The sequence below is a fragment of the Pseudomonas sp. BBP2017 genome, assembly GCF_003024385.1.
Taxonomy (GTDB): Bacteria; Pseudomonadota; Gammaproteobacteria; order Pseudomonadales; family Pseudomonadaceae; genus Aquipseudomonas.
Map to the genome: position 1 here is coordinate 66,399 of NZ_PVZN01000005.1, position 25,642 is coordinate 92,040.

26 protein-coding genes are annotated in these 25,642 nt (G+C 62.4%); 20 read left to right on the forward strand and 6 right to left on the reverse strand.

What is annotated here, in order from left to right:
- Positions 1-86 precede the first annotated feature (86 nt).
- The 4 genes from cobJ to cobG are packed head-to-tail and all read right to left on the reverse strand — an operon-like array spanning position 87 to position 4,474.
- On the reverse strand, positions 87-1,787 hold the full coding sequence (gene cobJ / locus C6382_RS08945; protein WP_107024147.1) for a precorrin-3B C(17)-methyltransferase: 1,701 nt from the start codon (positions 1,785-1,787) through the stop codon (positions 87-89).
- On the reverse strand, positions 1,787-2,521 hold the full coding sequence (locus tag C6382_RS08950) for a precorrin-2 C(20)-methyltransferase (RefSeq protein WP_178082761.1): 735 nt from the start codon (positions 2,519-2,521) through the stop codon (positions 1,787-1,789). Before C6382_RS08950 ends, cobJ begins: the two co-directional genes overlap by 1 nt.
- A complete protein-coding gene (locus C6382_RS08955; RefSeq protein ID WP_107024148.1) occupies positions 2,518-3,144 on the reverse strand; it encodes a precorrin-8X methylmutase in 627 nt (208 codons plus the stop codon). The genes C6382_RS08950 and C6382_RS08955 overlap by 4 nt, the downstream gene beginning before the upstream one ends.
- Complete coding sequence (cobG, locus tag C6382_RS08960) at positions 3,137-4,474, reverse strand: precorrin-3B synthase (RefSeq protein ID WP_305888085.1); 1,338 nt, start codon at positions 4,472-4,474, stop codon at positions 3,137-3,139. The genes C6382_RS08955 and cobG overlap by 8 nt, the downstream gene beginning before the upstream one ends.
- Positions 4,475-4,591: 117 nt before the next feature.
- Between cobG and cbiE the strand changes: the two genes are divergently transcribed.
- The 5 genes from cbiE to C6382_RS08985 all read left to right on the forward strand — a co-directional run bounded on the left by cbiE (position 4,592) and on the right by C6382_RS08985 (position 9,611).
- Positions 4,592-5,803 (forward strand): precorrin-6y C5,15-methyltransferase (decarboxylating) subunit CbiE, encoded by a 1,212-nt coding sequence (gene cbiE / locus C6382_RS08965; protein ID WP_107024150.1) that lies wholly within the window; start codon positions 4,592-4,594, stop codon positions 5,801-5,803.
- Positions 5,796-6,893 carry a cobalt-precorrin-5B (C(1))-methyltransferase gene (locus C6382_RS08970; RefSeq protein ID WP_107024151.1) on the forward strand — a complete coding sequence of 366 codons (1,098 nt, stop codon included), beginning with the start codon at positions 5,796-5,798 and terminating at the stop codon, positions 6,891-6,893. Before cbiE ends, C6382_RS08970 begins: the two co-directional genes overlap by 8 nt.
- Positions 6,890-7,606 (forward strand): cobalt-precorrin-6A reductase, encoded by a 717-nt coding sequence (locus tag C6382_RS08975; RefSeq protein ID WP_107024152.1) that lies wholly within the window; start codon positions 6,890-6,892, stop codon positions 7,604-7,606. Before C6382_RS08970 ends, C6382_RS08975 begins: the two co-directional genes overlap by 4 nt.
- Before the next feature lie 176 nt (positions 7,607-7,782).
- On the forward strand, positions 7,783-9,207 hold the full coding sequence (locus C6382_RS08980) for a PAAR domain-containing protein (RefSeq protein ID WP_107024153.1): 1,425 nt from the start codon (positions 7,783-7,785) through the stop codon (positions 9,205-9,207).
- Complete coding sequence (locus C6382_RS08985; protein WP_107024154.1) at positions 9,204-9,611, forward strand: hypothetical protein; 408 nt, start codon at positions 9,204-9,206, stop codon at positions 9,609-9,611. The genes C6382_RS08980 and C6382_RS08985 overlap by 4 nt, the downstream gene beginning before the upstream one ends.
- A 95-nt stretch (positions 9,612-9,706) precedes the next feature.
- Here the strand turns inward: C6382_RS08985 and C6382_RS08990 are convergent, their stop codons facing one another.
- Both C6382_RS08990 and C6382_RS08995 read right to left on the reverse strand, forming a co-directional pair.
- Positions 9,707-9,994: a DUF3077 domain-containing protein gene (locus C6382_RS08990; protein WP_107024155.1), complete on the reverse strand. Its 288-nt coding sequence runs from the start codon at positions 9,992-9,994 to the stop codon at positions 9,707-9,709.
- Complete coding sequence (locus C6382_RS08995; protein ID WP_107024156.1) at positions 9,991-10,269, reverse strand: hypothetical protein; 279 nt, start codon at positions 10,267-10,269, stop codon at positions 9,991-9,993. Before C6382_RS08995 ends, C6382_RS08990 begins: the two co-directional genes overlap by 4 nt.
- A gap of 384 nt (positions 10,270-10,653) precedes the next feature.
- Between C6382_RS08995 and C6382_RS09000 the strand changes: the two genes are divergently transcribed.
- The 15 genes from C6382_RS09000 (at position 10,654) to urtE (ending at position 25,614) form a co-directional block, all read left to right on the forward strand.
- Positions 10,654-11,091 (forward strand): NfeD family protein, encoded by a 438-nt coding sequence (locus tag C6382_RS09000; protein ID WP_107024157.1) that lies wholly within the window; start codon positions 10,654-10,656, stop codon positions 11,089-11,091.
- A gap of 23 nt (positions 11,092-11,114) precedes the next feature.
- Positions 11,115-11,972 (forward strand): SPFH domain-containing protein, encoded by an 858-nt coding sequence (locus C6382_RS09005; RefSeq protein WP_107024158.1) that lies wholly within the window; start codon positions 11,115-11,117, stop codon positions 11,970-11,972.
- Between the two features lie 118 nt (positions 11,973-12,090).
- Positions 12,091-12,477: a DUF2946 domain-containing protein gene (locus C6382_RS09010; protein ID WP_107024159.1), complete on the forward strand. Its 387-nt coding sequence runs from the start codon at positions 12,091-12,093 to the stop codon at positions 12,475-12,477.
- A gap of 47 nt (positions 12,478-12,524) precedes the next feature.
- Entirely contained in the window at positions 12,525-12,995 is a 471-nt protein-coding gene (locus C6382_RS09015) for a copper chaperone PCu(A)C (protein WP_107024160.1), read from the forward strand.
- Positions 12,996-13,014: 19 nt separating this feature from the next.
- A complete protein-coding gene (locus tag C6382_RS09020; protein ID WP_107024161.1) occupies positions 13,015-13,449 on the forward strand; it encodes a DUF2946 domain-containing protein in 435 nt (144 codons plus the stop codon).
- Positions 13,450-13,529: 80 nt separating this feature from the next.
- Complete coding sequence (locus tag C6382_RS09025; protein ID WP_107024162.1) at positions 13,530-15,596, forward strand: TonB-dependent copper receptor; 2,067 nt, start codon at positions 13,530-13,532, stop codon at positions 15,594-15,596.
- Between the two features lie 58 nt (positions 15,597-15,654).
- Entirely contained in the window at positions 15,655-17,022 is a 1,368-nt protein-coding gene (locus C6382_RS09030; protein WP_107024163.1) for a PepSY domain-containing protein, read from the forward strand.
- A 58-nt stretch (positions 17,023-17,080) separates the two neighbouring features.
- Positions 17,081-17,869: an ABC transporter ATP-binding protein gene (locus C6382_RS09035; protein ID WP_107024164.1), complete on the forward strand. Its 789-nt coding sequence runs from the start codon at positions 17,081-17,083 to the stop codon at positions 17,867-17,869.
- Positions 17,866-18,813: an ABC transporter substrate-binding protein gene (locus C6382_RS09040; protein ID WP_107024165.1), complete on the forward strand. Its 948-nt coding sequence runs from the start codon at positions 17,866-17,868 to the stop codon at positions 18,811-18,813. The genes C6382_RS09035 and C6382_RS09040 overlap by 4 nt, the downstream gene beginning before the upstream one ends.
- Positions 18,810-19,820 carry an iron ABC transporter permease gene (locus C6382_RS09045; protein ID WP_107024166.1) on the forward strand — a complete coding sequence of 337 codons (1,011 nt, stop codon included), beginning with the start codon at positions 18,810-18,812 and terminating at the stop codon, positions 19,818-19,820. The genes C6382_RS09040 and C6382_RS09045 overlap by 4 nt, the downstream gene beginning before the upstream one ends.
- 270 nt (positions 19,821-20,090) lie before the next feature.
- A complete protein-coding gene (gene urtA, locus C6382_RS09050; protein WP_107024167.1) occupies positions 20,091-21,356 on the forward strand; it encodes an urea ABC transporter substrate-binding protein in 1,266 nt (421 codons plus the stop codon).
- Between the two features lie 93 nt (positions 21,357-21,449).
- Positions 21,450-22,946, forward strand: coding sequence for an urea ABC transporter permease subunit UrtB (gene urtB, locus C6382_RS09055; RefSeq protein WP_107024168.1), 1,497 nt, complete (start codon positions 21,450-21,452; stop codon positions 22,944-22,946).
- Entirely contained in the window at positions 22,946-24,025 is a 1,080-nt protein-coding gene (gene urtC, locus C6382_RS09060) for an urea ABC transporter permease subunit UrtC (RefSeq protein WP_107024169.1), read from the forward strand. Before urtB ends, urtC begins: the two co-directional genes overlap by 1 nt.
- 35 nt (positions 24,026-24,060) lie before the next feature.
- A complete protein-coding gene (urtD, locus tag C6382_RS09065; protein ID WP_371919592.1) occupies positions 24,061-24,882 on the forward strand; it encodes an urea ABC transporter ATP-binding protein UrtD in 822 nt (273 codons plus the stop codon).
- 33 nt (positions 24,883-24,915) lie between these two features.
- Positions 24,916-25,614, forward strand: coding sequence for an urea ABC transporter ATP-binding subunit UrtE (gene urtE / locus C6382_RS09070; RefSeq protein WP_107024171.1), 699 nt, complete (start codon positions 24,916-24,918; stop codon positions 25,612-25,614).
- The last annotated feature ends 28 nt before the right edge of the window (positions 25,615-25,642 follow it).

Consider the following 25,642-nt stretch of genomic DNA (forward strand, 5'->3'; position numbering starts at 1 on the left):
ATGGGGATGGCTTGCTGCCAAGCCACCCCCATCACATTGATCCGTCAGAGACACAATGGGCACAGTGAAACATGCCCTCTGGGAAGTCAGGGCTTGTGACCGTACCACCGAGGTGTGTAGACCCACGGCGCCTGACCTGGACGATCAAACGCGACAGTTGTAGAGGAGCCGATCAGCACCATGGTGCGCATATCCACATCCTCCGGCACCAGCGCTTGCAACTGAAGGACACGTAGAGTCTGCCCCGGCCGCCCCACGTCACGGCCAAGGACTACAGGCGTTGTCCCGAGGCGGTGCTGACGTACGATCTGCAGTGCCCGCCCCAACTGCCAAGGCCGTGAACGCGAGATAGGGTTGTAGAATGCCAGCGCCAGATCAGCCTGACAGGCCAGTTCCAGGCGCTTCTCGATAATCGACCAGGGTTTGAGGTTGTCCGATAGCGACAGCACGCAGAAGTCATGACCCAGTGGCGCACCGGCCTGGGCGGCGGTGGCCAGTGACGCGGAAACGCCGGGCAGCACTTCAAGGTCAACCGCATGCCAGTGCGGATCAGTGGACTCGTGCAACGCCTCAAGCACCGCAGCGGCCATGGCAAATACACCCGGGTCGCCAGAGGACACCACCACCACCGAGCGCCCTTGTGCGGCCAGCGCAAAGGCATGCCGGGCGCGCTGCATTTCTTCGCGGTTGTCGGTGCAGTGCATGACCTGGTCCGCCCGGAACGGGCCAGCCATGCGCACGTAGGTTTCATAACCGAGGATATCGTTGGCCCTGGCCAGCTCGGCCTTGACCGCGGGTACCATGAGCTCAGCGGCGCCTGGCCCGAGACCGATCACTGCCAGACGACCGCGAGCGCGACCAACCTGCAGCGGATCAATGGGCTGGCTCGAAACCAGAATCGCCACGTCTTCGCTCACCGGCTGCGGAGGCAACAACTGCGGCAACGCCTGTGCTGCCAGCGCACTGGCGCTTTCGGCGCGCGGCGCGAAACGTAGCGGCACACCCAGCTCGGCCGCTGCAGCGTGCAAGCCCGGATCCGCCATCAGCGTTTCACTCGCCAACAGGCAGGCCAGCGCAGGCTCGGCGATTCGTGCAGAGCGCAGCGCTCCCCGCACCTGCGTCACCAGCTCCGGCACGACAGCCGTAACCGCCAGCATGACGCAACGCGGATAGATCACCAGCTCATGGGCCGAAGCTTCCCGCGCGTCGCAGCCAACATGAATGGCCAGTTGTGCCTGATCGCTCTGTGGCAATTGGGCATCGGCGAGCCAAGGCGCCTCACCGTCGATACGCACCGATTCGCCAGCCAACAGGTCGCTGACAAAACGCTTGCCCAGCTCCAGGTCGGCGAGGGCATAGCCACTGGGCGGGTTGAGCAGGCAGGTACCAAAGCGCAGTTCACCACTGGTGGTGATTGCCGCCGCAACACCCAGGCCCGCAGCTATTTCCCGAGCCATGAGGTTGACCCCGCCCAGGCCTCCGAGCAACGGCACCACGGCGCTACCATCCTCGGCCACAGCCAGTACCGGTGGCTCGACACCCTTTTCCAGCAGCAGACTGGCCAGGGTACGGATAACGATACCGGCTGCGCACAAGGCGATGATCGGCGTGTCCTGTTGATAGAGCTGACGCACAGTGGCACCGAACTCTTGATAGCGGCGATCGACGTCTTCGACCCGGCCCTGCAAGCCATGGATCAACGCGTCCGGATACAGCTGCTGGATCCTGCGGGCGGTGGCCAGACTGCCTTTGCCGAGAATGACAATCGCCGGTGCTTTGTGAGCCATCACCCCTGCCACCTTTCACCCGGAACGATGATCAGCGAGAAGTACGGCGACGACTGCGGATCAACGTCATCCAGGGCAACGATTTTCTGATTGGCCATGGTCGCCCGCTCCACGTACAGGGCCCGCTCGGCCAGACCGAGTTCAGCCAGCACCTCACGGACCTTGGGGAAGTTGCGCCCCAGCTTCATGATCACTGCGGCATCGGCATCGGCCAGTCGGCGTTTGAGCTCATCGTGCGGCAACACACCGGACAGCACGGACAGGCTCTGGTTGCGATAGACCAGCGGCGCACCCAATACCGAAGCACCGCCAAGCATCGAGCAGACCCCCGGGATCACCTCGGCAGCGTACCGCTCGGCGAGCCGGTCATGCAGGTACATGTAGGAGCCGTAGAAGAACGGATCGCCTTCACAGATCACCGCGACATCGCGCCCGGCGTCCAGATGGGCAGCCACTCCCAGTGCGGCCTCATCATAAAAGTCGCTGATCACCTGTTCATACGACAGCGGTGCGGGCAGTGCTTCGGTAGTCACCGGGTACACCAGCGGCAGCAACGTCTGGGCTTCCTGCAAATGCGCTTCGATGATGCCAAAGGCATTGCCGCGTTTGCCCTTGGCGACGAAGTAAGCCACCACTGGCGCTTCGCGCAGCAGCCGCAGGGCCTTGACGGTGATCAGTTCCGGGTCGCCGGGGCCCACACCCAGGCCAAGCAATCGTCCACGAGCCTGCATCATTCGACCTCCGTGGCCAGGGCATTGACCGCAGCCGCCGCCATGGCGCTGCCGCCCAGACGGCCCTGCATGATCACAAAAGGCACACCACGACTGTCGGCAGCGAGCATCGCCTTGGACTCGGCAGCACCGACAAAGCCTACCGGGAAACCGAGAATCAAGGCCGGTTTCGGTGCACCGGCATCGAGCATTTCCAGCAGGTAGAACAAAGCGGTCGGCGCGTTGCCGATCACCACCACGCTGCCCTCAAGGTGCGGGCGCCAGAGCTCCAGGGCCACTGCCGAACGGGTGTTGCCCAGCTCTCGGGCCAGATCCGGCACCTGCTCGTCACGCAACGTACAGATCACCTGATTGTTCGCTGGCAGGCGCGCGCGGGTAATGCCCTCGGAGACCATGCGTGCATCGCAGAGGATCGGCGCGCCAGCGGCCAAGGCATCGCGCCCGGCCTTGCCAGCGCCTGGCGAAAACTGCAGGCCATTGATCGCATCGACCATGCCGCATGCATGGATCACCCGAACCGCGAGTTTCTCCAGATCGGCAGGAATACGATCGAGCCGCGCTTCCTCTCGAATGATCGCGAAGGAATTGCGATAGATCTCCTGACCATCGCGGATGTAATCAATCATCAAGGGTGCTCCGTGAGCAGGCGTCTAGCAGTGCGCCGGCTTCTTTCAGTGTGAGGTTGCGTGCACGCAGGTTGCCGAAACCCGGCTGGGCTGCGTCACGCAGATATAAATCGTAGTGGCCCGGGCTTTGCGCCAGCAGCGTTGCTGCGGCGACATGGGCCATGGCGCAGGAACGTGGGCAGCCGCTCAGGTGCACACTGGCCGGGGCGCCGCTGGTAAGCAGGGTGGCCAGCACGCGGGCATCGCCCTTGGTCTCGGCCTGGGCCTTGGCGCAACCGGTGGAGCCAGTGCAGGCAACCAGGCGAACCAGCTTTTCATCTGCCGAACAAAGCAGGCCGAGTTGGGCCAGTCCGGTACGCACGGCGTCCACTTGGCGGTGGGGGATATTGGGCAGCAACAGGCTCTGCCAAGGCGTCATGCGCAGACTGCCGTCACCCCATTCACGCGCCAGTTGGGCAGCGCCGCGCAGCATCGACGGGTTCAGACGGCCCAACGGCGCAGCACCGCCTACCGCGCTCAGTTCAGCTTGCCGCTGTGGATAAATCCCCAGATAGCCGTTGCCAGCCATTGCCGTGCGACGCCATTGCAAAACAGCCGGGTCGCGACGGATCGACAACCCGAGCCCAGCGACAAAGTCGTCTGGCGAATGCTCGACCAGCAATTGACGCATCCGCGCTTGCTCTGGCCGGGCCAGATCGAGAAAGCGATGGAGCACCGCCAGCACCAGTTCATGCCCCTGAGCCAAGGGCACGGCACCCAAGGGTGAGTCCTGCGCCGGGCAACCTGCCAGGCCAAACGCCAGCCACAGTGCATCATCCAGCTGCAGACCACTGAGCCACAGGTCATGGGGGTGTTCGAGCATCGCCAGCGCTTCGCCGCCATCCAGCTGCACGGCGAACTTGGCCGAAAGCTGATGAAAGCGCGGGGTGGTTTCCAGCGCCTGCAGCAACTGCGCCGCTAAAGGACGGGTGTCGAACAGCATCCGCGGATCGATACCGGCTACAGGGCTAAGCATCAGGTTACGCACATCGTCACCTGCAGCATCGCGCGGGCCCAAGCCAGCCGCCAACAACAATTCGATCAGCCCGGCCTGTTCGCTGCCGATGCCACGGATCTGCAGGTTGCCCCGGTTGGTGGCCTCGATCTCGCCTGCAGCAAAACGCTCGGCGGCGGTGGCGACTGTGTCAGCCTGGTCTGCCGTGAGCGCACCGCCGGCCAGCTTGATCCGGCAGATGCCACCGTCTTTGGCCTGGACGATACGCAGCAACCCCGGACAGGCCGAGGGGCGCAGCGAAGCGTGAGGTTGGTGGGCCGATACAGGCTGGTTCAAAAGGTCACCCGACAATCGTGAAAAGGCACTTCAGTGTAGAAGGCGCGGTATTATGCCTGCTTTGTCCGAAGGCATGAAAAGCCTGCCGGTCGGATTGCTGGGTATTGAGGAAAACGCATGTCGCCGTGGCTGACTGTAGTAGGTATCGGTGAAGACGGCTTCAGTGGCCTGGGCAAGAATGCCCGGCGCGCACTGTTGGGTGCTTCACGGGTGTTTGGCGGCCAGCGCCAGCTGGATCTGCTGCCGCGCTGCATTCGCGGCGAACGCCTGTTGTGGCCCAGCCCCTTCTCCCTGGCGCCGGTGCTGGCCCTGCGCGGCGAACCGGTGTGCGTGCTGGCCAGCGGTGACCCGATGTTCTTCGGTGTTGGCGCCAGCCTCGCCCGCCAGCTCGACGCCGATGAAATGAGTGTGTTGCCGATGCCCTCCTCCTGCGCACTGGCCGCCGCGCGCCTGGGCTGGCCGTTACAGGAGGTGACGACATTGTCGGTAGTGGCCCGGCCTCTCAGCGCCCTCAATGCCCATCTGTACAGCGGCGTGCGCCTGCTGGTACTGAGCAATGATGGCAGCAGCCCGGTGGCAATTGTCGCACTGCTGCGTGAACGCGGCTTCGGGCCGAGCCGGGTGCAAGTCTTCGAGCACCTTGGCGGCAGCACCGAGCGCTGCCTTGAAGGCACTGCCGAGCACTGGCCGCACACCGACATTGCCGACTTGAACCTGATTGCCATCGAATGCCTGGCCGCGCCCGATGCGCCGCGTCTGTCGCCCCTGGCCGGGTTACCGGACAGCGCCTTTAAACATGACGGCCAATTGACCAAACGCGATGTCCGCGCCATCACCCTCGCCCGCCTGGCGCCACAACCGGGTGAGCTGCTCTGGGATGTCGGCGCTGGCAGCGGCTCGATCGGCATCGAATGGATGCGCGCCCATCCCAGCTGCCGGGCGCTGGCGGTTGAATCCGATGAAGGGCGACAACAACTGATCGAGCACAACCGCGATGCCCTTGGCGTCCCCGGCCTGCAACTGATCCGTGGCCGTGCACCGCAAGCGCTGGAAGGACTGGAACGTCCCGATGCCATCTTTATCGGTGGTGGCGTCACGCGTGCAGGCGTGCTGCAACACTGCTGGGAGCAACTGCGTCCGGGTGGCCGCCTGGTGGCCAATGCCGTCACCCTGCAAAGCGAGCTGACCCTGGTTAACTGGCGCGAGCAACATGGCGGTGAACTGACCCGCATCCATATCGCCCAGGCCCAGCCGCTGGGCGAGTTCGACACCTGGCGCCAGGCCTTGCCGATCACCCTGCTAGAAGCGATCAAACCTGCTGATGCGTGACGAGACCCCGGAACACCCCGCCCCGCTGCGCAGCGGCTTGACCACCGGCAGTTGCGCCACCGCCACCAGTCTTGCGGCGGCTCGCCTGCTGCTGACCGGTGCACAGCACGACGCCGTGCAGATCACCTTGCCCAAGGGCAAGCAGGTGCAGATGCGCCTGGAGTTCTGTCGCCTGCATGAGGACGGTGCCGAAGCCGGCACCCTCAAGGATGCCGGTGACGACCCGGACGTCACCCACGGCGCCCTGCTCTACAGTCGCGTGCGCCTGCAGGCTGAACCCGGCGTGCGCTTTGTCGCCGGCAAAGGCGTGGGCACCGTGACCCGTCCCGGCCTGGTCCTGGCAGTGGGCGAACCGGCGATCAACCCAGTGCCACGGCGGATGATGACCGAGCACCTGCAGCGGCTTGCCGATGAGTGCGCGTATAACGGCGGTTTTGAAGTCACGGTAAATGTGCAGGACGGCGAAAGCCTGGCACTGAAAACCATGAATCCACGCCTGGGCATTCTTGGCGGCCTGTCGATTCTTGGCACCAGCGGCATCGTCCGGCCTTTCTCCTGCTCGGCCTACATCGCCTCGATCCACCAGGGCATCGATGTGGCGAAAACCAACGGTTACCTGCACATCGCCGCCTGCACCGGCAATGCCAGTGAAGACACCATGCGCCGGGTCTACAACCTGCCGGAAATCGCCTTGATCGAAATGGGCGACTTCGTTGGCGCGGTGCTCAAGCACCTGCGCAAAGTGCCGGTGGATAAACTCAGCCTGTGCGGCGGCTTCGGCAAAATCAGCAAGCTCGCGGCCGGACACATGGACCTGCACAGCCGCCACTCCAGCATCGACTTGGCGCAGCTGGCCGAGTGGGCGGCAGCCATCGGCGCCGATAGTGACTTGCAAGCCGCGATTTGCCAGGCCAACACCAGCCAGCAGGCGCTGGCCATGGCCAGTGCTGCGGGTATCGCGTTAGGCGATGCGGTGTGCGCCCATGCCCTGGCCTTTGCCCGTAGCGTGGTGCCAGCCCAAGTACAGGTGGAGGTTTTCGCCATCGATCGGCAGGGCGGAATCGTTGGCCATGCAGGGGCCTTTACATGAAACGTATCCTGTTGCTCGGCGGCGTCACCGAAGCATTGGCCATCGCCCGTACCTTGAGCCCTGCGCATGTCTACAGCCTGGCCGGGATTGGCCGGGTGCCCAGTGACTTGCATTGCCAGGTAAGGGTTGGCGGTTTTGGTGGGACCGAGGGCTTGGCGGCCTATCTGCTCGCCGAGAACATCGACCTGTTGATCGACGCCACCCATCCCTATGCCGCGCAGATCAGCGCCAACGCAGCACGCGCAGCACAGCTCACCGGTACTCCCTGCTGGGCCCTGCGACGACCGGCCTGGCAGGCACAAACAGGAGATGACTGGCGCGAAGTGGCTGACTGGGCTGAATTGATCGAAGCGCTGCGACCGTTCCGGCGTCCGCTGTTCACACTTGGTCGTGAGCCCTTGCAGCACCTGGATGAAATCCCGCCGCAGCAATTCTGGACCTTGCGTGCTCTGGAAGCCTGTCCGGGTAATGAGCGCTGCGAAGTCATCGGCGCACGCGGGCCGTTTCACCTCGAAGACGAACGTGCGTTGTTCGAGCGTCGGCAGATTGATGTGTTGATCAGCAAGAACAGTGGTAGCGGTGCTACTGAGCCCAAACTCGAAGTTGCGCGGGAGCGTGGTCTGCCCGTGCTGGTTTTGAAGCGGCCTGAGTTGCCGGGGGTGGATAGGGAGTTCTTGGGCGTTAATGAAATAGTCGCCGCACTCGGCTTGTGACGTACATCAGCAGATACGAACTTGTCTTTTTTTAGGAGGTTTTCATGCATCAAACCTTCGAGTCTGACAATGAATTCCGAGAGTGGCGTAGGGCATTTCCGTATCGTTTTCTACTGAGTTTTTGCCTGTAAATGCCGTGCTAGGTTCCGGGCTCCACTTGCTCAAGGAATCAGTGCATGGCCTACCGTATGAACATGAATGGTCGTGGCGCCGGGTTGCATGGCGACCAGACCACGACCGGGGCCACCTGCCTCAGCAGTCAGACCTCTCACACCCAGGACCGGGTCCCTCACCTGCGCCTCGGGGACAGCACCACGCCCTGTCCACAATGTGGCCAGGGCGGGCAAATTGCCGAAGGTTATGACGGCTGGACCATTGACGGTCTGGCAATTGCCGTTGACGGTGTGCAGATCAATTGCGGCTGCCCGCCCGGCAGCAACCGGCTGATAGCGCCCTTGTACGGCGGGGGAGTCACCGCTGCGCCGACAACCACCGGCTTTTCCGAACCGGCTCGCCCGGTCGGCCGTTCACCTTCGTCGATGCCCACGTCCAGTTTCGCTTCCACGACTTCCCAGCCGGTGGTGGCTGCCGCACCGGGCACGCTGGAACCTGGCTTCTATGTAGTGCCGCGCAGCATGTCTGGCCAGCAAGTGCTGATTGAGCTGGGCGGCGAAAGCCGCTACCTGTCGGCTCGGCTGCACCGGCTTAATCCGACTTTTGCCCAAGGCTACAAGGCGGGTGAGCTGTTCGTCATCGGCGATCCGAACAACGGCACGGCCTGCACGCGGGAGGAGGCCCAGCTGATGGCTGCTGCCGCTCAGGTCCGCGAGGCGCTGGCGCCGCTCAACGAGGACGAGGCTAATTTCATGGTCCGCTACCAAGGTGAGATTGCCGGGTTGCTCAGTGGTGCGAGCCAGTCGATGGGGGTTGGCAAGGACATGCTTGGCCAAGGGTTGCGCCAGGTCGAAGGCAGCTTACGCGCGGTTGAGCAGTTGCACCAACGCATGTTCAGCACTTACGGGCACCTGAAGAGCCCGGAGTTCCTCGCCTCACGTCAGCAACTGTACCGCCAGATTGATGCTCAGTTGAAGAGTGCGTTTCTCAACAAGCAGTTGAATCTGGGGAGTTACGACACCCTGCGCCGCGATTTGGGGATCTCAACCAAAAGTCTGGTGCACCACTGGAGTCGCGCTGGTGCGCCGGGTGAGATTCCGGGTTATGCCACGCATCTGGACCAAGTGGCCAAGACGGCGAAGTACCTTAAATACGGGGGATATGTCGGTATTGCGCTAGGTGGCGGTGCTTCTGTGCTCAAGGTGCAGGAGGTATGTCGGGCAGGAGAGACGGAGGAATGTAAAAAGCTGCGGTTTACTGAAGCAGGGAGTTTCTCTGGAGGATTAGGTGGTGGAATGGCTGGTGCCTACTTGGGAGGGAAGACAGCCATGGCCACATGCGGTGTCGCCGCTGCGGCTGCCGGTGTGGTCGGAATAGCCGTTTGTGGAATTGTACTGGTTGGTGGTGGTTCGCTAATTGGTGGTGTCGGAATGGGCAAGACTGGGGAGGTCATGGGTGAGGAACTTTACAACTGGACTGAGCAATGACTCCTGAGTTCTATTTTTCATGGCATCCAGGACTACGGTTCGCCTTCTTATTCACTCCATTCGCTATCGCTATGATTGGTGTGGCCATGGAAACCTACATCGCCCATAGTCGTGACTTCGATACGATTATTGCAAGCCTTCCAAATAGTCTCTGGCTCAAACAGCAGTTACCTTTCTGGGGGACGACACGCTTGAAATCACGCTGTTATTTGCTCGGTACAATCAGCGGCGCGATGCTCTATCCAAAGCTATGTGTTCGACTAGGAATGATGGATGCAGAAGACCTGCGCAACTTTCCACAGAGGCTGCGGCGCCGGCTACTGGTAACTTCCTGGCTGATGATCATCGGGTGTGCCTGGCTTGCGATAGGTTATGCCTCGATCAAGCTATCCACACCAAGCTGAGCTAGAGGCCATAAAAAGGCGAGCCCATGGACTCGCCTTTTTTCCGCCTGCGCCGGTAGCAAATTCCAGCAGATGCGTGGAAGCCACACATCCAATCAAGGCATTACGGTAGGCCTCTGTCGGCCAAGTTCAACGTCATCGATAAGCGCCTTGGCAAACCCACTCAAGTAGTAAGCTGCCCAGAGACAGTCGCCGTCTTCTTCCAGAACACCTGACAAAATCAGCTTGTGCGCGCACTTCAACACTATCGATGTCTGCTCCAGCGCATAGTCGCAGGGGATGCCAGGCGCTACCGTAAAAAGGTCCATAGGTGGTTTTTTGCTGCTGATGAACCCTGCGACACCCAGTGTCTTGCCCACCTTGGCTTGCTCATCCTCACTCATGCTTTCGCTCCCTGACCGTTACCGGACTCCAGCTGAGTAAGCGCATGCTCGACCAGCGCCCTGGCACATTCCGCCGAATGCAGCACATTCACCAGAATGCCCTGGCCGGGTTCGAGGGCACGGCCCCGACAGTATTCGTCGGTGGTCTCGGAAATGCCGCGCAGCAGTTCGCTGGCATAGGCCAGTGAATCGAAGGGGTTCAAGTCGCTGTGGATGCGGAAGTACGGGGTGGTGATGATTTGGTGGGGCGGTGGATCGGGAACTATTTTTTTCATGGCGTATCTCCGAGTTCAGTCATGGAGCCGCCACCATCTCCCTCTCACAGGATAAGGGTGGCAGCCGAACGCGGGGTGAGAGACCGGTGAACATCGGAAAACCGGCCAGACCGAGGCCTGCCCGCGAACGGCTGCCATAACAGTGCTGCCACGATGATCGTCGGGCTCTCACACCCGGTCGCCAAAAGACGACCTGGGGAAACTAGCCCTGATGCATTTCTCCCACAACAGAGAAAAGGCGGCAGCACACGTAGGATACGTCCTAAAGCCTCAAATTCTGAAGTTCTCAATGCAGCCCCACCGCTGTTTCAGAATTTTCTGAATGGCTCACCAGTCACCCACTGCCTTACACTGCCCTCTTCTCCCCTGGAAGATTTCGCCCATATGGAAATGCAATGGTGGATCTGGCTGGTGTTCGGTTTTGGCCTGATTGTGCTCGAACTCGTTCTGCCGACCTTCTTCATTCTCTGGTTCGGCATCGGTGCCGTACTGGTATCGATCATCGCCTACCTGGCGCCGAACCTGCAGCTCGACATGCAGGTGCTGCTCTGGGTGGTGTTTTCGTCCATCACCACGCTGCTGTGGTTCAAAGTGTTTCGCAAGAAGAAGCCAGACACCCGCTGGACCGCCGACAACGTAATTGGCGAAGTCGGCCTGCTCACCGCTACGGTCTCCGAGTTCAACAAGGGCCGTGTGCGCTTCCAGAAACCGATCCTCGGCAACGAGGAATGGATCTGCGTCGCCGATGCCGAAATCCCCTCGGGCGAGCGTGTACGCATCACTGCCATCGAAGGCAATACTGCCCGGGTTACCCGGGCCTGATCAGCAAAAGGAAAGCCTGACTCATGACCAGCCTCATCGTCGCCGGTACTATCGCCGCGTTCGTCATCATCACCCTGTTCAAAGGGGTGCGCATCGTGCCCCAGGGCGAGGAGTGGATCGTCGAGCGTCTGGGCCGCTATCACAGTACCCTCAAGCCCGGCCTGAACATTCTGATTCCGTACATGGATGTGGTCGCCTACCGCCTGCCAACCAAGGACATCATCCTCGACGTGCAGCAGCAGGAGATCATCACCAAGGACAACGCGGTGATCGTCGCCAACGCCCTGTGCTTTGCCAAGGTCGTCGATCCGCAGAAAGCCGCCTACGGAGTGCAGAACTTCGAGTTTGCCGTGACTAGCCTGACCATGACCTCGCTGCGTGCCATTGTCGGCGCCATGGATCTGGACGAAGCCCTCTCCAGCCGGGAGCAGATCAAGGCCCGTCTGCGCGAAGCGATGTCGGAGCAAACCGAAGACTGGGGCGTGACCGTCCGCTCGGTCGAGATCCAGGACATCAAGCCATCGGAAAACATGCAATCGGCCATGGAGCGCCAGGCCGCGGCCGAGCGTGAGCGTAAAGCCGACGTCACCCGTGCCGAAGGGGCCAAGCAGGCCGCCATTCTCGAAGCCGAAGCACGCCTGCAATCGGCCAGGCTCGATGCCGAAGCGCAAATCAACCTGGCCGAAGCGTCGGCCCGTTCGATCACCCTGGTGCGCGATGCCGTGGGCAACGAAATCACCCCGGCGATGTACCTGCTGGGCGAGCGCTACATCGGCGCCATGGAAAACCTGGCCGGCAGCGACAACGCCAAGGTCGTGGTGCTGCCGGCCGACCTGCAGGAAACCGTTCGTGGATTAATGGGCCGCAACAAGGCCGTCTGACCCTCAGTTCCAGTCAACAGCCGGGCCCGTGCGACACTTCATCGCATGCCTGGCTTTTTTACATATACTTGCAACTCTGGCTAAATAGCCAGCACTCGAATCCTGAGCGGATCTCTCCATGCCATCACATCGGCTTGCCCATGCCTGGATCGCCTGCTTTGCAGTGCTGTTCAATCTGCTGGCCATGCCGTTGTCCACTGCCGCGCCGAAGAGCCAGAGCGAACAGTTGCTCTGGGGGGCGTTCTGCTCCACTGGCGGCACCAAGCTGATCGCCATTTCCCTGGGCTCGCCTGACGGCAGCCAACAGAACGATGATCATTCGACCATGCAGCATTGCTGGTGCTGTTCCGGAACCGCGCCGCTATTGGCGCTGCCGGGGCATCCACCGCGTTTGCTGCTGCCTGTCCAGGACTTTGCACGTCCCCAGGTACTGCTCAGCGCCAACCAGCCGACGCCACGCCAGCTGTGGCCGGCGCTTAATCCACGTGCCTCCCCTCTAGTCTGAATTCATTACGCTAACCGTTGCGAACCTGAATCGACTGGAGAATCACCATGTTCAAGAACGCCCTGCTGCTGGCCGCCCTGTGGCTGCCGGCGACCTTTGCCAATGCCCACGAATACACCAAGGGTGACCTGCACATCGCCCATCCGTGGTCACAGGAACTGCCGCCCAACGCGCCAAACGTCGCCGCCTACTTCGTCGTCCACAACAACGGCACAACCACCGATACACTGCTCAGTGTCGACAGCCCGATCAGCGACGATGCGCAGCTGCATGAGCATGTGCACAAAGACGGCCTGATGAAAATGCAGCAGATGCAGAGCGTCGAAGTGCCCGCAGGCAAAGACCTGGTGTTCGCCCCCGGTGCTTACCACGTGATGCTGATGCAACCCAAGGACCGCAGCCTGTTGACTGACGGCAAGCGCTTCCCGTTGACCCTGCATTTCAAGAACGCTGGCGATATCACCGTCGAAGTCGCGGTGCAGAAGCAAGCTCCCGAAGGCGAAACACACAGCCACTGACCGCTGAACGCTGCTCACCATGAGCATCGCCCGCAGCAGCCTCACCCGCCCCGTGCGCCCTGATACCAGAAGGGTTCGCGGCAGCTGGCTGAGCCTGTTCGCCATGTTGATGATCTTTATCGGCCCACTGGTTTCCCAGTCGATGCCGATGGATCACCGTGCCATGTCGAAAGACATGGGCGTGAGCATGGCCATGACCATGGACAGCAGCGCTGATTGCCATGGCGACAGCCATCACAACAGCAGTCCATCGCTACAAGTGATCTGGGAGAAGTGCGGCTACTGCAGCCTGTTCTTCCACTGCCCGGCACTGCCCCAGGCCCTGACCCTGCTCAATACCGAAGCGGCGCCTGCCAACGGCACCTTGAGCGCCCAGCCCCGCCAGGGCCATGCCCGGCAGACCGTTTTTCCCGGTGCCCGGACCCGCGCGCCACCGCCCTTCATCGTCGTCTGAAAACACCTTCTGCGCTCAAGCGGCCGGCACCTCGCCGCTGACCTTGCGCGCGCTCATGACTGATCGATGTTGGAATCACTATGTCCAGCTGTACTGCTGTCTTTCGTTTGTCCCTGCGCGGGACCGTCGCCGTGATCTGCGGCACCCTGCTCAGCCCCTTCGCCCTGGCCGTCAGCCAGCCGATTGACGAACACGCTCACGACCATTCCGAGTTGAGTCCGACGGTGATCACCGCCGTCGCCCCCAGCTCACCCCTGACCATCGTCACCAACCCCAAAGACCCCCGCCAACCGGTACCGGCCAGCGATGGCGCCGACTACCTGAAAACCATCCCCGGTTTTTCCGCGATCCGCGCCGGCGGCACCAACGGCGACCCGGTACTGCGCGGCATGTTCGGCTCACGCCTGAACATCCTCACCAACGGCGGCGTGATGCTCGGCGCCTGCCCCAACCGGATGGACGCGCCCACCTCTTACATCTCGCCGGAAACCTATGACCGCCTGACCGTGATCAAAGGCCCGCAAAGCGTGATCTGGGGCCCAGGCGCATCCGCCGGTACCATCCTCTTTGACCGTGATCCGGAGAAATTCGGCGAGCTCGGCAGCCGGGTCAATGCCAGCCTGCTGGCCGGTTCCAACGGGCGCTTTGACAAGGTCCTCGATACTGCCGCAGGCAACGCGCTTGGTTACATGCGCTTTGTCGGTAACCAGTCGCACTCGGATGATTACGAAGACGGTAATGGCGACACCGTGCCGTCACGCTGGGATAAATGGAACGGCGATGTCGCCCTGGGCTGGACCCCCGATGCCGACACCCTGGTGGAACTCACGGCCGGCAAGGGCGACGGCGAAGCCCGCTACGCCGGGCGCGGCATGGACGGTTCGCAGTTCAAGCGCGAAAGCCTGGGCTTGCGCTTTGAGAAGTCCAACATCGGCGAGGTCTGGGACAAACTCGAAGCCCAGGTTTACTACAACTACGCCGACCATGTGATGGACAACTACAGCCTGCGCACGCCCTCGGGCACGGGCATGATGGGTATGCCGATGGTCAGCAACGTCGACCGCCGCACCCTGGGTGGCCGGGTCAAGGGCACCTGGCGCTGGAGCGAGCTGCAGTTGATCGCCGGCGTCGATGCGCAAACCAACGAACATCGCAAGCGCGGTGGCATGGGCATCGATGTCCACGAGGGCATGGCCTGGACCAAAGACGCCGACTTCCACAACTACGGTGTGTTCAGCGAACTGACCTGGTACGCCGCCGATCAGGAGCGCCTGATCAGCGGTGCGCGCCTGGATCGCGCCTCGGCCAAGGACTACCGGGATACCAGCGCGACCAACGACGATACCCGCGCCGATACGCTGCCCAGCGGTTTTGTTCGCTACGAGCATGACCTCATCGAGATCCCCGCTACCACCTACATTGGCCTCGGCCACGCCCAGCGCTTCCCGGATTACTGGGAGCTGTTCTCGCCCAAGTCAGGGCCAGCCGGTTCGGTCAATGCCTTCGACAGCATCAAACCGGAGAAAACCACCCAGCTGGACTTCGGCATCCAGTACCAGACTGAAGGCCTGCAGGCCTGGGCCTCGGGCTATGTCGGGCAGATTCGCGACTACATCCTGTTCGACTACCGCACCAGCATGATGGGTATGAGCCGCTCCAGAGCGCAGAACATCGATGCGCGAATCATGGGCGGCGAACTTGGGGCTGCGTATATGTTGACCTCGAACTGGAAAGCCGACGCCACCCTGGCCTACGCTTGGGGCAAGAACAGCAGTGATGGCACAGCGCTGCCACAGATGCCACCGCTGGAAAGCCGCCTGGGCCTGACCTACAGCCGTGACGATTGGAGCGCCGGCGCACTCTGGCGCGTGGTGGCCGCGCAGAACCGTATCGCCGAGGACTACGGCAACGTGGTCGGCAAAGACTATGAAAAAAGCGCGGGCTTCGGTGTGTTCTCGCTCAATGGCAGCTACAAGGTCAGCAAACACCTGAAGCTCAGTGCAGGGGTCGACAACCTGTTCGACAAGGCTTACGCCGAACACCTGAACCTGGCGGGTAATGCCGGCTTCGGCTATCCCGCAAGCGACCCACAGGCAATCAATGAGCCGGGGCGCACACTCTGGACCAAGGTCGACCTGAGTTTCTGATCCAACCCCAGGGCGCGATCACCGATCGCGCCTTCTCTGCACAACATGGGAAAACACCATGAGCAAACCGCCGATTAGTTTCTACAACCTGGCCTGGCGTTGGCACTTTTATGCCGGGCTGTTCGTCGCACCGTTCATGATCCTGCTGGCGATCACCGGGATCATCTACCTGTTCAAGCCGCAGCTTGATCCGTTGCTCTACCGCGACTTGATGGTGGTCAAGGCCGGGCACCACACGCAAAGCGCCGACAGCTTGCTGCAGCGAATGCATGAGGCTTACCCCAAGGGCCAGGTCAGCCAGTACCTGCCAGCGGTAGCCGCCGACCGCAGCGCGCAGTTTGTGCTTCAGGATGCAGGTCGTGAACTGAATGTGTTCATCAACCCCTACGACGGCACACTGCTGGGCGAGCAGGACGCGAAAAGCAACCTGCAAGCGGTCGCCCGGGCCCTGCATGGCGAGTTGATGATCGGCACCGTCGGCGATCGCCTGGTGGAACTGGCCGCTGGCTGGGGCATCGTGCTGGTGGTGTCCGGTCTGTACCTCTGGTGGCCGCGCGGCAAGCGTTCGGCCGGCGTGCTCTGGCCACGCCTGAATGCGCGCGGACGCTTGTTATGGCGCGACCTGCATGCCGTCACCGGGTTCTGGGGTTCGGCCCTACTGCTGTTGATGCTGCTCAGCGGCATGACCTGGACCGGTTTCTGGGGCAAACACTACGCCGATGTGTGGAACAGCTTCCCGGCAGCGATGTGGAACGATGTCCCCAAGTCCGATCAACAAGCCCGCGAGCTCAACAGCGCAACGCGCCAGACCGTGCCCTGGGCGATGGAAAACACGCCCATGCCGCAGTCCGGCGCCCATGCCGAACATGCTGGGCACAACATCGGGGCAAGTGCACCAGCCGCCCCACAGGTCAGCCTACAACAAATCCAGGACCTGGCCAGCACCCGCGCGGTCGAGCCCGGCTACAGCATCACCCTGCCCACCCGCGCTGACGGGGTGTATACCATTGCTGTGTTCGCCGATGACCCACGCAACGACGCCACCCTGCATATCGACCAGTACACCGGCAAGGTTCTGGTGGATGTGCGCTGGCAGGATTACAACAACGTTGCCCGCGCGACCGAGCTGGGGGTGATGCTGCATGAGGGCAAGATGTTCGGGCCGCTCAATCAGATCATCATCCTGGTGGTGTGCCTGATGATCCTGCTGGGATCGGTCAGCGGTCTGGTGATGTGGTGGAAGCGGCGTCCTGAAGGGGGGCTTGGTGTGCCGCCGTTGCGTCACGACCTGCCGCGCTGGAAGACTGCGACCGTGATCATGCTGATTCTTGGCGCTGCGTTTCCGCTGGTGGGCGGCTCAATGTTGCTGGTGTGGCTGGTGGATCGCTACGCACAACCGCTGGTCCGGACAAATCCGCTAACATAGGCGCCCGTTTTTGAAACGGACCTGCTGGCATCGACCTGGGCAGGTCCACAGGACCCTAATGAGTACCCTGAGCATCAGCAACCTGCATTGGTCGCCCCTGGGCCACGGCCATTGTCATCACCAGTTCCAGCTGCGCGAGGTCGATCTGCAGGTCAGGGCGGGGGAGTTCGTCGGACTGATCGGCCCCAACGGCAGCGGCAAGACCAGCCTGCTGCGCTGCGCGTATCGCTTCAACAAGCCCGAGCGCGGCCAGGTGCGTCTGGATGAACACGACCTGTGGCGGCAATCGCCGCGCTGGTGTGCCCAGCGTATCGCTGTGGTCCTGCAGGAGTTTCCCGATGCCTTCGGTCTGAACGTCGAGGAAGTCGTCGCCATGGGCCGCACCCCGCATAAGAGCCTGTTCGACGGCGACAACGACGAAGATCGCCAGTTGGTCAAAACAGCGCTGCTCGCAGTCGGTCTGGAGGGCTTCGACGACCACGCCTTTGCCAGCCTGTCAGGCGGTGAAAAACAGCGGGTGATCCTTGCCCGGGCACTGGTTCAGCAGCCGCAGTTGCTGATCCTCGACGAGCCGACCAACCACCTCGATCCGCGTTATCAGCTGGAGCTTTTGCAGCAGGTGCGCCAGCTGGGCATCGGTACCCTGGCGAGCATTCATGACCTGAACCTGGCCGCCGCTTTCTGTGATCGCCTGTATGTCCTTGACCACGGGCGCATTGTTGCCAGCGGCACGCCGAGCGAAGTGCTCACCACCGAGCTGTTGCACGAGGTCTTTGGTGTACAGGCACTGATCGACCGTCACCCCCTCGCCGACCACCCACGCCTTACCTGGATAACCCAGCGATGATTCGAACCACCCTGCTTCTGCTGCTGGGCCTGCTCGCCAGCACCAGCGTCTTCGCCCAGGCGACTCAGTACCCGTTGACCGTACAGAGCTGTAACCGCCAGGTGACCTTCAACAAGGTCCCGGAGCATGCTCTGAGCCATGACATCAACATGACCCAGATGATGCTCGCCCTCGGCCTGCGCCAGCGCATGGTCGGCTACAGCGGTGTCAGCGGCTGGAAGGCAGTCACCCCAGAACTGCGCAAAGAGCTCGATGGGCTGCCGGAACTGGCCAGCAAGTACCCCTCTGTGGAAACCCTGCTTAATGCCAATGTCGACTTCTTCTTCGCCGGCTGGGACTACGGCATGCGCGTCGGTGGTGACCTGACCCCGCAGACTCTGGCGCCCCTGGATATCCCGGTCTACGAGTTGACCGAATCCTGTGCCTTCGTCATGAAGCGCCCTGCGGCCAGCCTCGACGATACTTACAACGACCTGCGCAACCTGGGCAGGATCTTCGATGTGCAGGACCGCGCCGAGCAACTGATCGGCCAGATGCAACAGCGGATCGCCGTCGTCCAGCAACTACTGCCCGCACAGCGCCCACGGGTGTTCCTGTACGACAGCGGTGAAGACCGGGCCATGACTTCCGGGCGCCTGGGCATGCCGCAGGCACTGATCGACGCCGCCGGTGGCCGCAACGTGCTGGACGATATCGACGCCAGCTGGACCCGGGTGAACTGGGAGAGCGTGGTCGAGCGCAACCCCGAGGTGATTGTCATCGTCGACTATGGCGAGATCAGCGCCGCCCAGAAGCAGGCGTTCCTTGAACAGCACCCGGCCTTGCAGTCGGTGGCGGCGATCCGTAACAAGCGCTTCGTGGTGATTCCCTACGTGGCCGCCACACCGAGCCTGGAAAACGTCGAGGCCATCGAAACCATTGCCGCAGGCCTGCACGGCGCATGAGTCGCTATCGTCTTTTGCTGCTTGGGCTGACTGGCCTCCTGCTGGTGTCCTGTGTCGTCTCCCTGGGCTTTGGCGCGGCCCCGGTCCCGGTCGAGGTGGTGTGGCGCGTACTGCTGTTCAAGGTCTTCGGCATTGCCCCCGAAACACCTGCCTGGAGCACTGGCCAGGAACATATTGTCTGGCTTATCCGTGTACCGCGCATGTTGCTGGCCGCACTGGTGGGTGGTGGCCTGGCGATGATCGGTACGGTGTTGCAGGCGGTGACACGCAACCCCTTAGCCGATCCGCACCTGCTCGGCGTGACCTCCGGCGCCACACTCGGCGCGGTGCTGGTGGTGCTGCATATCGGTGAAGTGCTCGGCCTGCTGACCTTACCACTGGCAGCTTTTATCGGCGCCCTGTGCAGCATGCTGCTGGTGCTGGCGATTGCCAGCCGCCATGGCCGCCTGGACAGTGACCGCCTGCTGCTGTGCGGTGTGGCGGTGGCCTTTGTGATGATGGCCATCGCCAACCTGCTGCTGTTCCTCGGCGACCACCGCGCCAGCTCCGCAGTGATGTTCTGGATGCTCGGCGGCCTGGGCCTGGCGCGCTGGGAGCTACTGCCGATCCCGGCCATCAGCGTGATGCTGGGCCTGACCCTTCTACTGGGCATGGCCCGTGCCCTCAATGCGCTGATGGCCGGCGAGCAGACCGCCGTGACTCTCGGCCTGAACGCCCGCTCGGTGCGCCTGGTGGCCTTCCTGATCTGCTCGCTGCTGACCGGTGTGCTGGTGGCGATCAGTGGCTCCATCGGCTTTGTCGGCCTGATGGTCCCACACATTGCCCGGCGCCTGGTCGGCGCCGAACACACCCGCCTGCTACCGGTGTGCCTGCTGCTCGGCAGCCTGTTCCTGATCTGGGTCGATGTCGCCGCGCGCACGCTGATCTCGCCGGAAGACCTGCCGATCGGTATCGCCACCGCGGCCATCGGCGGTCTGTTTTTTATCGGCCTGATGCGCAAGCGTTGATTACCGTCAAGCACCCTTTGCTCTTGAGATGGGCAATCGCCAGCAGCTGACAGCGCAGCAGATCTGACCCCAGCCGGTTGCGCACCAGCGCAGCGCAACCGGCTGCACCGCCTCACCCGTTCAGCCCCAGGCCGGTGCAAACATTTGCCTCCCCGCCTCTCAACGCCCGTGCCAAAGCCCTCGGCGGTTCCGGCACAGCCTTTGCTAAAGCTCTCTCCCGAAGTCGCCATCTGCCTTACCCGCACATTCGAACTCAACGGAGAGAGCACTATGAAGCGTCGCAGTCTGATCAAGGCCTTCACCCTCAGCGCGTCTATCGCAGCGATGGGCCTGAGCTGGAGCATCCAGGCCGCCGAGACCATCAAGGTCGGCATCCTGCATTCGCTGTCCGGAACCATGGCGATTTCCGAGACCTCGCTCAAGGACATGGCCTTGATGACCATCGAGCAGATCAACGCCAAGGGCGGCGTCAACGGCAAGCTGCTGGAGCCGGTGGTGGTCGACCCGGCCTCGAACTGGCCGCTGTTCGCCGAGAAGGGCCGGCAACTGCTGACCCAGGACAAGGTCGCCGTGGTGTTCGGTTGCTGGACTTCGGTATCACGTAAATCGGTGCTGCCGGTGTTCGAGGAACTCAACGGCCTGCTGTTCTACCCGGTGCAATACGAAGGCGAAGAAATGTCGCCGAACGTCTTCTACACCGGCGCCGCGCCGAACCAGCAGGCGATCCCGGCGGTGGAATACCTGATGAGCGAAGAAGGCGGTGCGGCCAAGCGCTATTTCCTGCTCGGCACCGACTATGTCTATCCGCGTACCACCAACAAGATCCTGCGCGCCTTCCTGCACAGCAAGGGCGTGGCCGACAAGGACATCGAAGAGGTCTACACGCCGTTTGGCCACAGCGATTACCAGACCATCGTCGCCAACATCAAGAAATTCTCCGCAGGCGGCAAGACGGCGGTGATCTCCACGGTCAATGGCGACTCCAACGTGCCGTTCTACAAGGAGCTGGCCAACCAGGGCCTGAAAGCCACCGACGTACCGGTGGTGGCCTTCTCGGTCGGCGAGGAAGAGCTGCGCGGGATCGACACCAAGCCGCTGGTGGGCCATCTGGCCGCGTGGAACTACTTCGAGTCGGTGCAGAACCCGGTCAACAGCCAGTTCGTGGCGGACTGGAAAGCCTACGCCAAGGCCAAGAACCTGCCGGGTGCCGACAAGGCGGTGACCAACGACCCGATGGAAGCCACCTACGTCGGTATCTATATGTGGGCCCAGGCGGTGGAGAAGGCCAAGTCCACTGACGTCGACAAGGTTCGTGAAGCGCTCGCCGGGCAGACCTTCAAAGCGCCGTCGGGCTACACCCTGACCATGGACAAGACCAACCACCACCTGCACAAGCCGGTGATGATCGGCGAGATCCAGGATGACGGGCAGTTCAACGTGGTCTGGGAAACCGAGCAGCCGCTGCGGGCACAACCGTGGAGCCCGTTCATTCCGGGCAATGACAAGCGGCCGGATTATGCAGTGAAGGGTAACTGAGCTCATCGCGGGGCAAGCCCGCTCCCACAGGGGGACACACAACCCCGGTGGGAGCGGGCTTGCCCCGCGATGAGCCCCCAAAAGGAAACCGTCATGCCCAAAACCCTTCTGTACCTTTTCCTCAGTCTCCTGCTGCTGCCCCTGGCCGCCCAGGCCAGCGACGCCGACTACTTCATCGCCGCCAAGGCCAATGAGCAGGCCCGCCTGCTTCAGGACTGGGCTGCACAACCGGACCCGGCCCGCCTCGAACTGCTGACTTCCCTGCAGCAAGGCCGCCTCAGCCCCACCGACACCCGCAAACTGCGCCTGAACAATCGCCTGCGCGGGCTAGTGGATAACGCCCTGGCCAGCCATCAGCTGCTCAGCGACGATGCCAAGGTGCGCCTGACCGCTGCACAACAGCTGCAAAAAAGTGCCCAGCCGCCCCAAGTCGCCTTCCTCGACCGGCGCTTCGCCAGCGAAACCGATGCCGCGGTGCATGCGGCCCTCGGCCTGGCGCTAGCCAATCTGCAACTGGCAGCCAGCGACCCGGCGGTACGCCTGGCTGCCGTACGCCTGCTCGGTGAAACCGGCGACCCCATGGCCCGCACGCGTCTTGAGTCGCTGCTCGAGCCGGGTGTGGAAAACAACGCCAATGTGCGCACCGCCGCCGAAACCAGCCTGGCCCAGGTCAAACGCAAACTGCTGCTGGGTGAACTGCTCGGCCAGGCCTTCAGTGGCCTGTCGCTGGGCTCGATCCTGCTGTTGGCCGCCCTGGGCCTGGCGATCACCTTCGGCCTGCTTGGCGTGATCAATATGGCCCACGGCGAGATGCTCATGCTCGGAGCCTATGCCACCTATGTGGTGCAAATCCTGATCCAGCGCTACGCTCCCGGCGCCATCGAGTTCTATCCGCTGATTGCCCTGCCGGTAGCCTTCGCCGTCAGTGCCGGGGTCGGCATGCTGCTGGAACGCACGGTGATCCGTCACTTGTACGGTCGCCCGCTGGAAACCCTGCTGGCGACCTGGGGTATCAGCCTGATCCTGATCCAGGCCATCCGCCTGCTGTTTGGTGCGCAGAACGTCGAAGTGGCCAACCCGGCCTGGCTTTCCGGTGGTGTCCAGGTCTTTCCCAACCTGGTTCTACCCTACAGCCGCCTGGTGATTATCGGCTTCGCCCTGTTCGTGGTGTTGCTGACCTGGTTGCTGCTCAACCGTACGCGCCTGGGCCTGAACGTGCGTGCCGTGACCCAGAACCGCAACATGGCCGCCTGCTGCGGCGTGCCCACCGGGCGCGTGGACATGCTCGCCTTTGGCCTCGGTTCGGGCATTGCCGGGCTCGGCGGCGTAGCCCTGAGCCAGATCGGCAACGTCGGCCCGGACCTGGGCCAGAGCTACATCATCGACTCTTTCCTGGTGGTGGTGCTCGGTGGCGTCGGGCAACTGGCCGGTAGCCTCTGGGCAGCGTTCGGCCTGGGTATCGCCAACAAACTGCTGGAGCCGCAGATCGGTGCGGTGCTCGGCAAGATCCTCATCCTTGCGCTGATCATTCTGTTCATCCAGAAACGCCCGCAAGGCCTCTTCGCCCTCAAGGGACGGGTAATCGACTGATGAACCAGCCTCTGCTTGTTACTGCCAGCCAGAAAGTCGGCCCGCGCTGGACTGTGGCCGTTGCTGCTGTTGTCCTGCTGGTGCTGCTGGCCCTGCCCTTGCTGTCGTTGCTGCCCGACGGCCACAGCCTGCAGGTCTCGGCCTACACCCTGACCCTGGTCGGCAAGATCCTCTGCTACGCCATTGTCGCCCTGGCCCTGGATCTGGTCTGGGGCTATGCCGGATTGCTGTCGTTGGGCCATGGCCTGTTCTTCGCGCTCGGCGGCTATGCCATGGGCATGTACCTGATGCGCGAAGCAGCGGGCGATGGTCTGCCAGCGTTCATGACCTTTCTGTCATGGACCGAACTGCCCTGGTACTGGGCCGGTACCCAGCACTTTGCCTGGGCCCTGTGCCTGGTGGTGCTGGCCCCCGGATTGCTGGCATTGGCGTTCGGCTTCTTCGCCTTCCGCTCGCGGATCAAGGGCGTGTATTTCTCGATCATGACCCAGGCCCTGACCTTCGCTGGCATGCTCTTGTTCTTTCGCAACGAGACTGGTTTTGGCGGCAACAACGGCTTCACCAACTTTCGCAGCATCCTCGGTTTTCCGATCACCGCGCAAAGCACCCGCGCGGTGCTGTTCCTGCTGACTGTGGCGCTGCTGGTGACCAGCCTGTACCTGGGTTGGCGCCTGGCCCGGAGCAAGTTCGGCCGGGTGCTGACCGCGCTGCGCGACGCCGAGAACCGGCTGATGTTCTGTGGCTACGACCCGCGTGGCTTCAAACTGTTTGTCTGGGTGCTCAGCGCTGTGCTCTGCGGCCTGGCGGGCGCTTTGTACGTGCCTCAGGTGGGTATCATCAACCCCAGTGAAATGTCGCCGACCAACTCCATCGAAGCCGCCGTGTGGGTGGCCCTCGGTGGACGCGGCACCCTGATCGGCCCGTTGCTCGGCGCAGGTCTGGTCAATGGCATGAAGAGCTGGTTCACCGTGGCGTTTCCCGAGTACTGGCTGTTCTGCCTGGGGGCGCTGTTCATTGTAGTCACCTTGTACCTGCCCAAAGGCGTGGTCGGGCTGTTGAAGAAAAAGGGGGAGCAATGAGAGCCATACCACTGCCACCGGTGCATCCGGAGTTCATGCTTGAGCCGATCCTCGACGCCGGCAGCGGTCGCGATGCCATCGGCCTCGGTCAAGTGCGCGGCGCAGGCCTGGATGCGCGGCACGGCACGGTCCTGACCCTGGAAGACATCAGCGTCAGCTTCGACGGTTTCAAAGCCCTCAACGCCCTGAATCTGTATATCGGTGTTGGCGAATTGCGCTGCATCATCGGCCCCAACGGCGCGGGTAAAACCACCCTGATGGATGTGATCACCGGCAAGACCCGCTCCTCCAGCGGCAAGGCCTGGTTCGGCGACACCCTCGACCTGACGCGCATGAGCGAAGTGCAGATCGCCCAGGCCGGCATCGGGCGTAAGTTCCAGAAGCCGACGGTGTTCGAGGCCTTGAGTGTGTTCCAGAACCTGGAGCTGGCGCAGAAGGCCGACAAGTCGGTACTGGCCAGCCTGGTCGCGCGCTTGAGTGGCGAACAGCAGGACCGTATCGATGAAGTGCTGCAAACCATTCGCCTGACGGCCTCTGCCCAACGTCCGGCAGGGTTGCTCTCGCACGGCCAGAAGCAGTTCCTCGAGATCGGCATGCTGTTGATGCAAGACCCGCAATTGCTACTACTCGATGAACCGGTGGCGGGCATGACCGACGCCGAAACCGAGTTCACCGCCGAACTGTTCAAGGGCCTGGCCGGCAAGCATTCGCTGATGGTGGTCGAGCACGACATGGGCTTTGTCGGCAGCATTGCCGACCATGTCACCGTGCTGCATCAGGGCAGTGTGCTGGCCGAGGGAACGCTTACGCAGGTGCAGGCGGATGATCGGGTGATCGAGGTTTATCTGGGCAGGTAATTGCCCCGCGATAAAGCAACCAAGGACATGACCATGCTGAAAATCGACGCACTGCACCAATACTACGGCGGCAGCCACATCCTGCGTGGCCTGTCCTTCGAGGCCAAGGTCGGCGAAGTGACCTGCCTGCTGGGCCGCAACGGTGTCGGCAAGACTACCTTGCTGCGCTGCCTGATGGGCCTGCTGCCCACCCGTGAAGGCAGCGTGCACTGGGAGGGCCAAGCCATCACCGCACTCAAGCCGCATCAACGGGTGCAAGCCGGTATCGCCTACGTACCGCAGGGCCGGGAGATCTTCCCGCGCCTGAGCGTCGAAGAAAACCTGCTGATGGGCCTGTCGCGTTTCAGCGCCAGCCAGGCCAGAAGCGTTCCGCCGTTCATCTACGAACTGTTCCCGGTGCTGCTGCAAATGAAACACCGCCGTGGCGGCGATCTCTCCGGTGGCCAGCAACAGCAACTGGCGATTGGTAGAGCCCTGGCCAGTCAGCCGCGCTTGCTGATCCTCGATGAACCCACCGAAGGCATCCAGCCCTCAGTGATCAAAGAAATCGGCGTGGTCATCAGTAAACTCGCCGCCCGTGGCGACATGGCAATCTTGTTGGTCGAGCAGTTCTACGACTTTGCCGCCGAGCTTGCCGACCAGTACCTGGTGATGTCCCGCGGCGAAATCGTCCGGGCCGGACGCGGTGAAAACATGGAAGCCGAAGGTGTGCGCGGGCTGGTAACCATTTAACCTGAACAACACTTCGTTGACGTTTGAG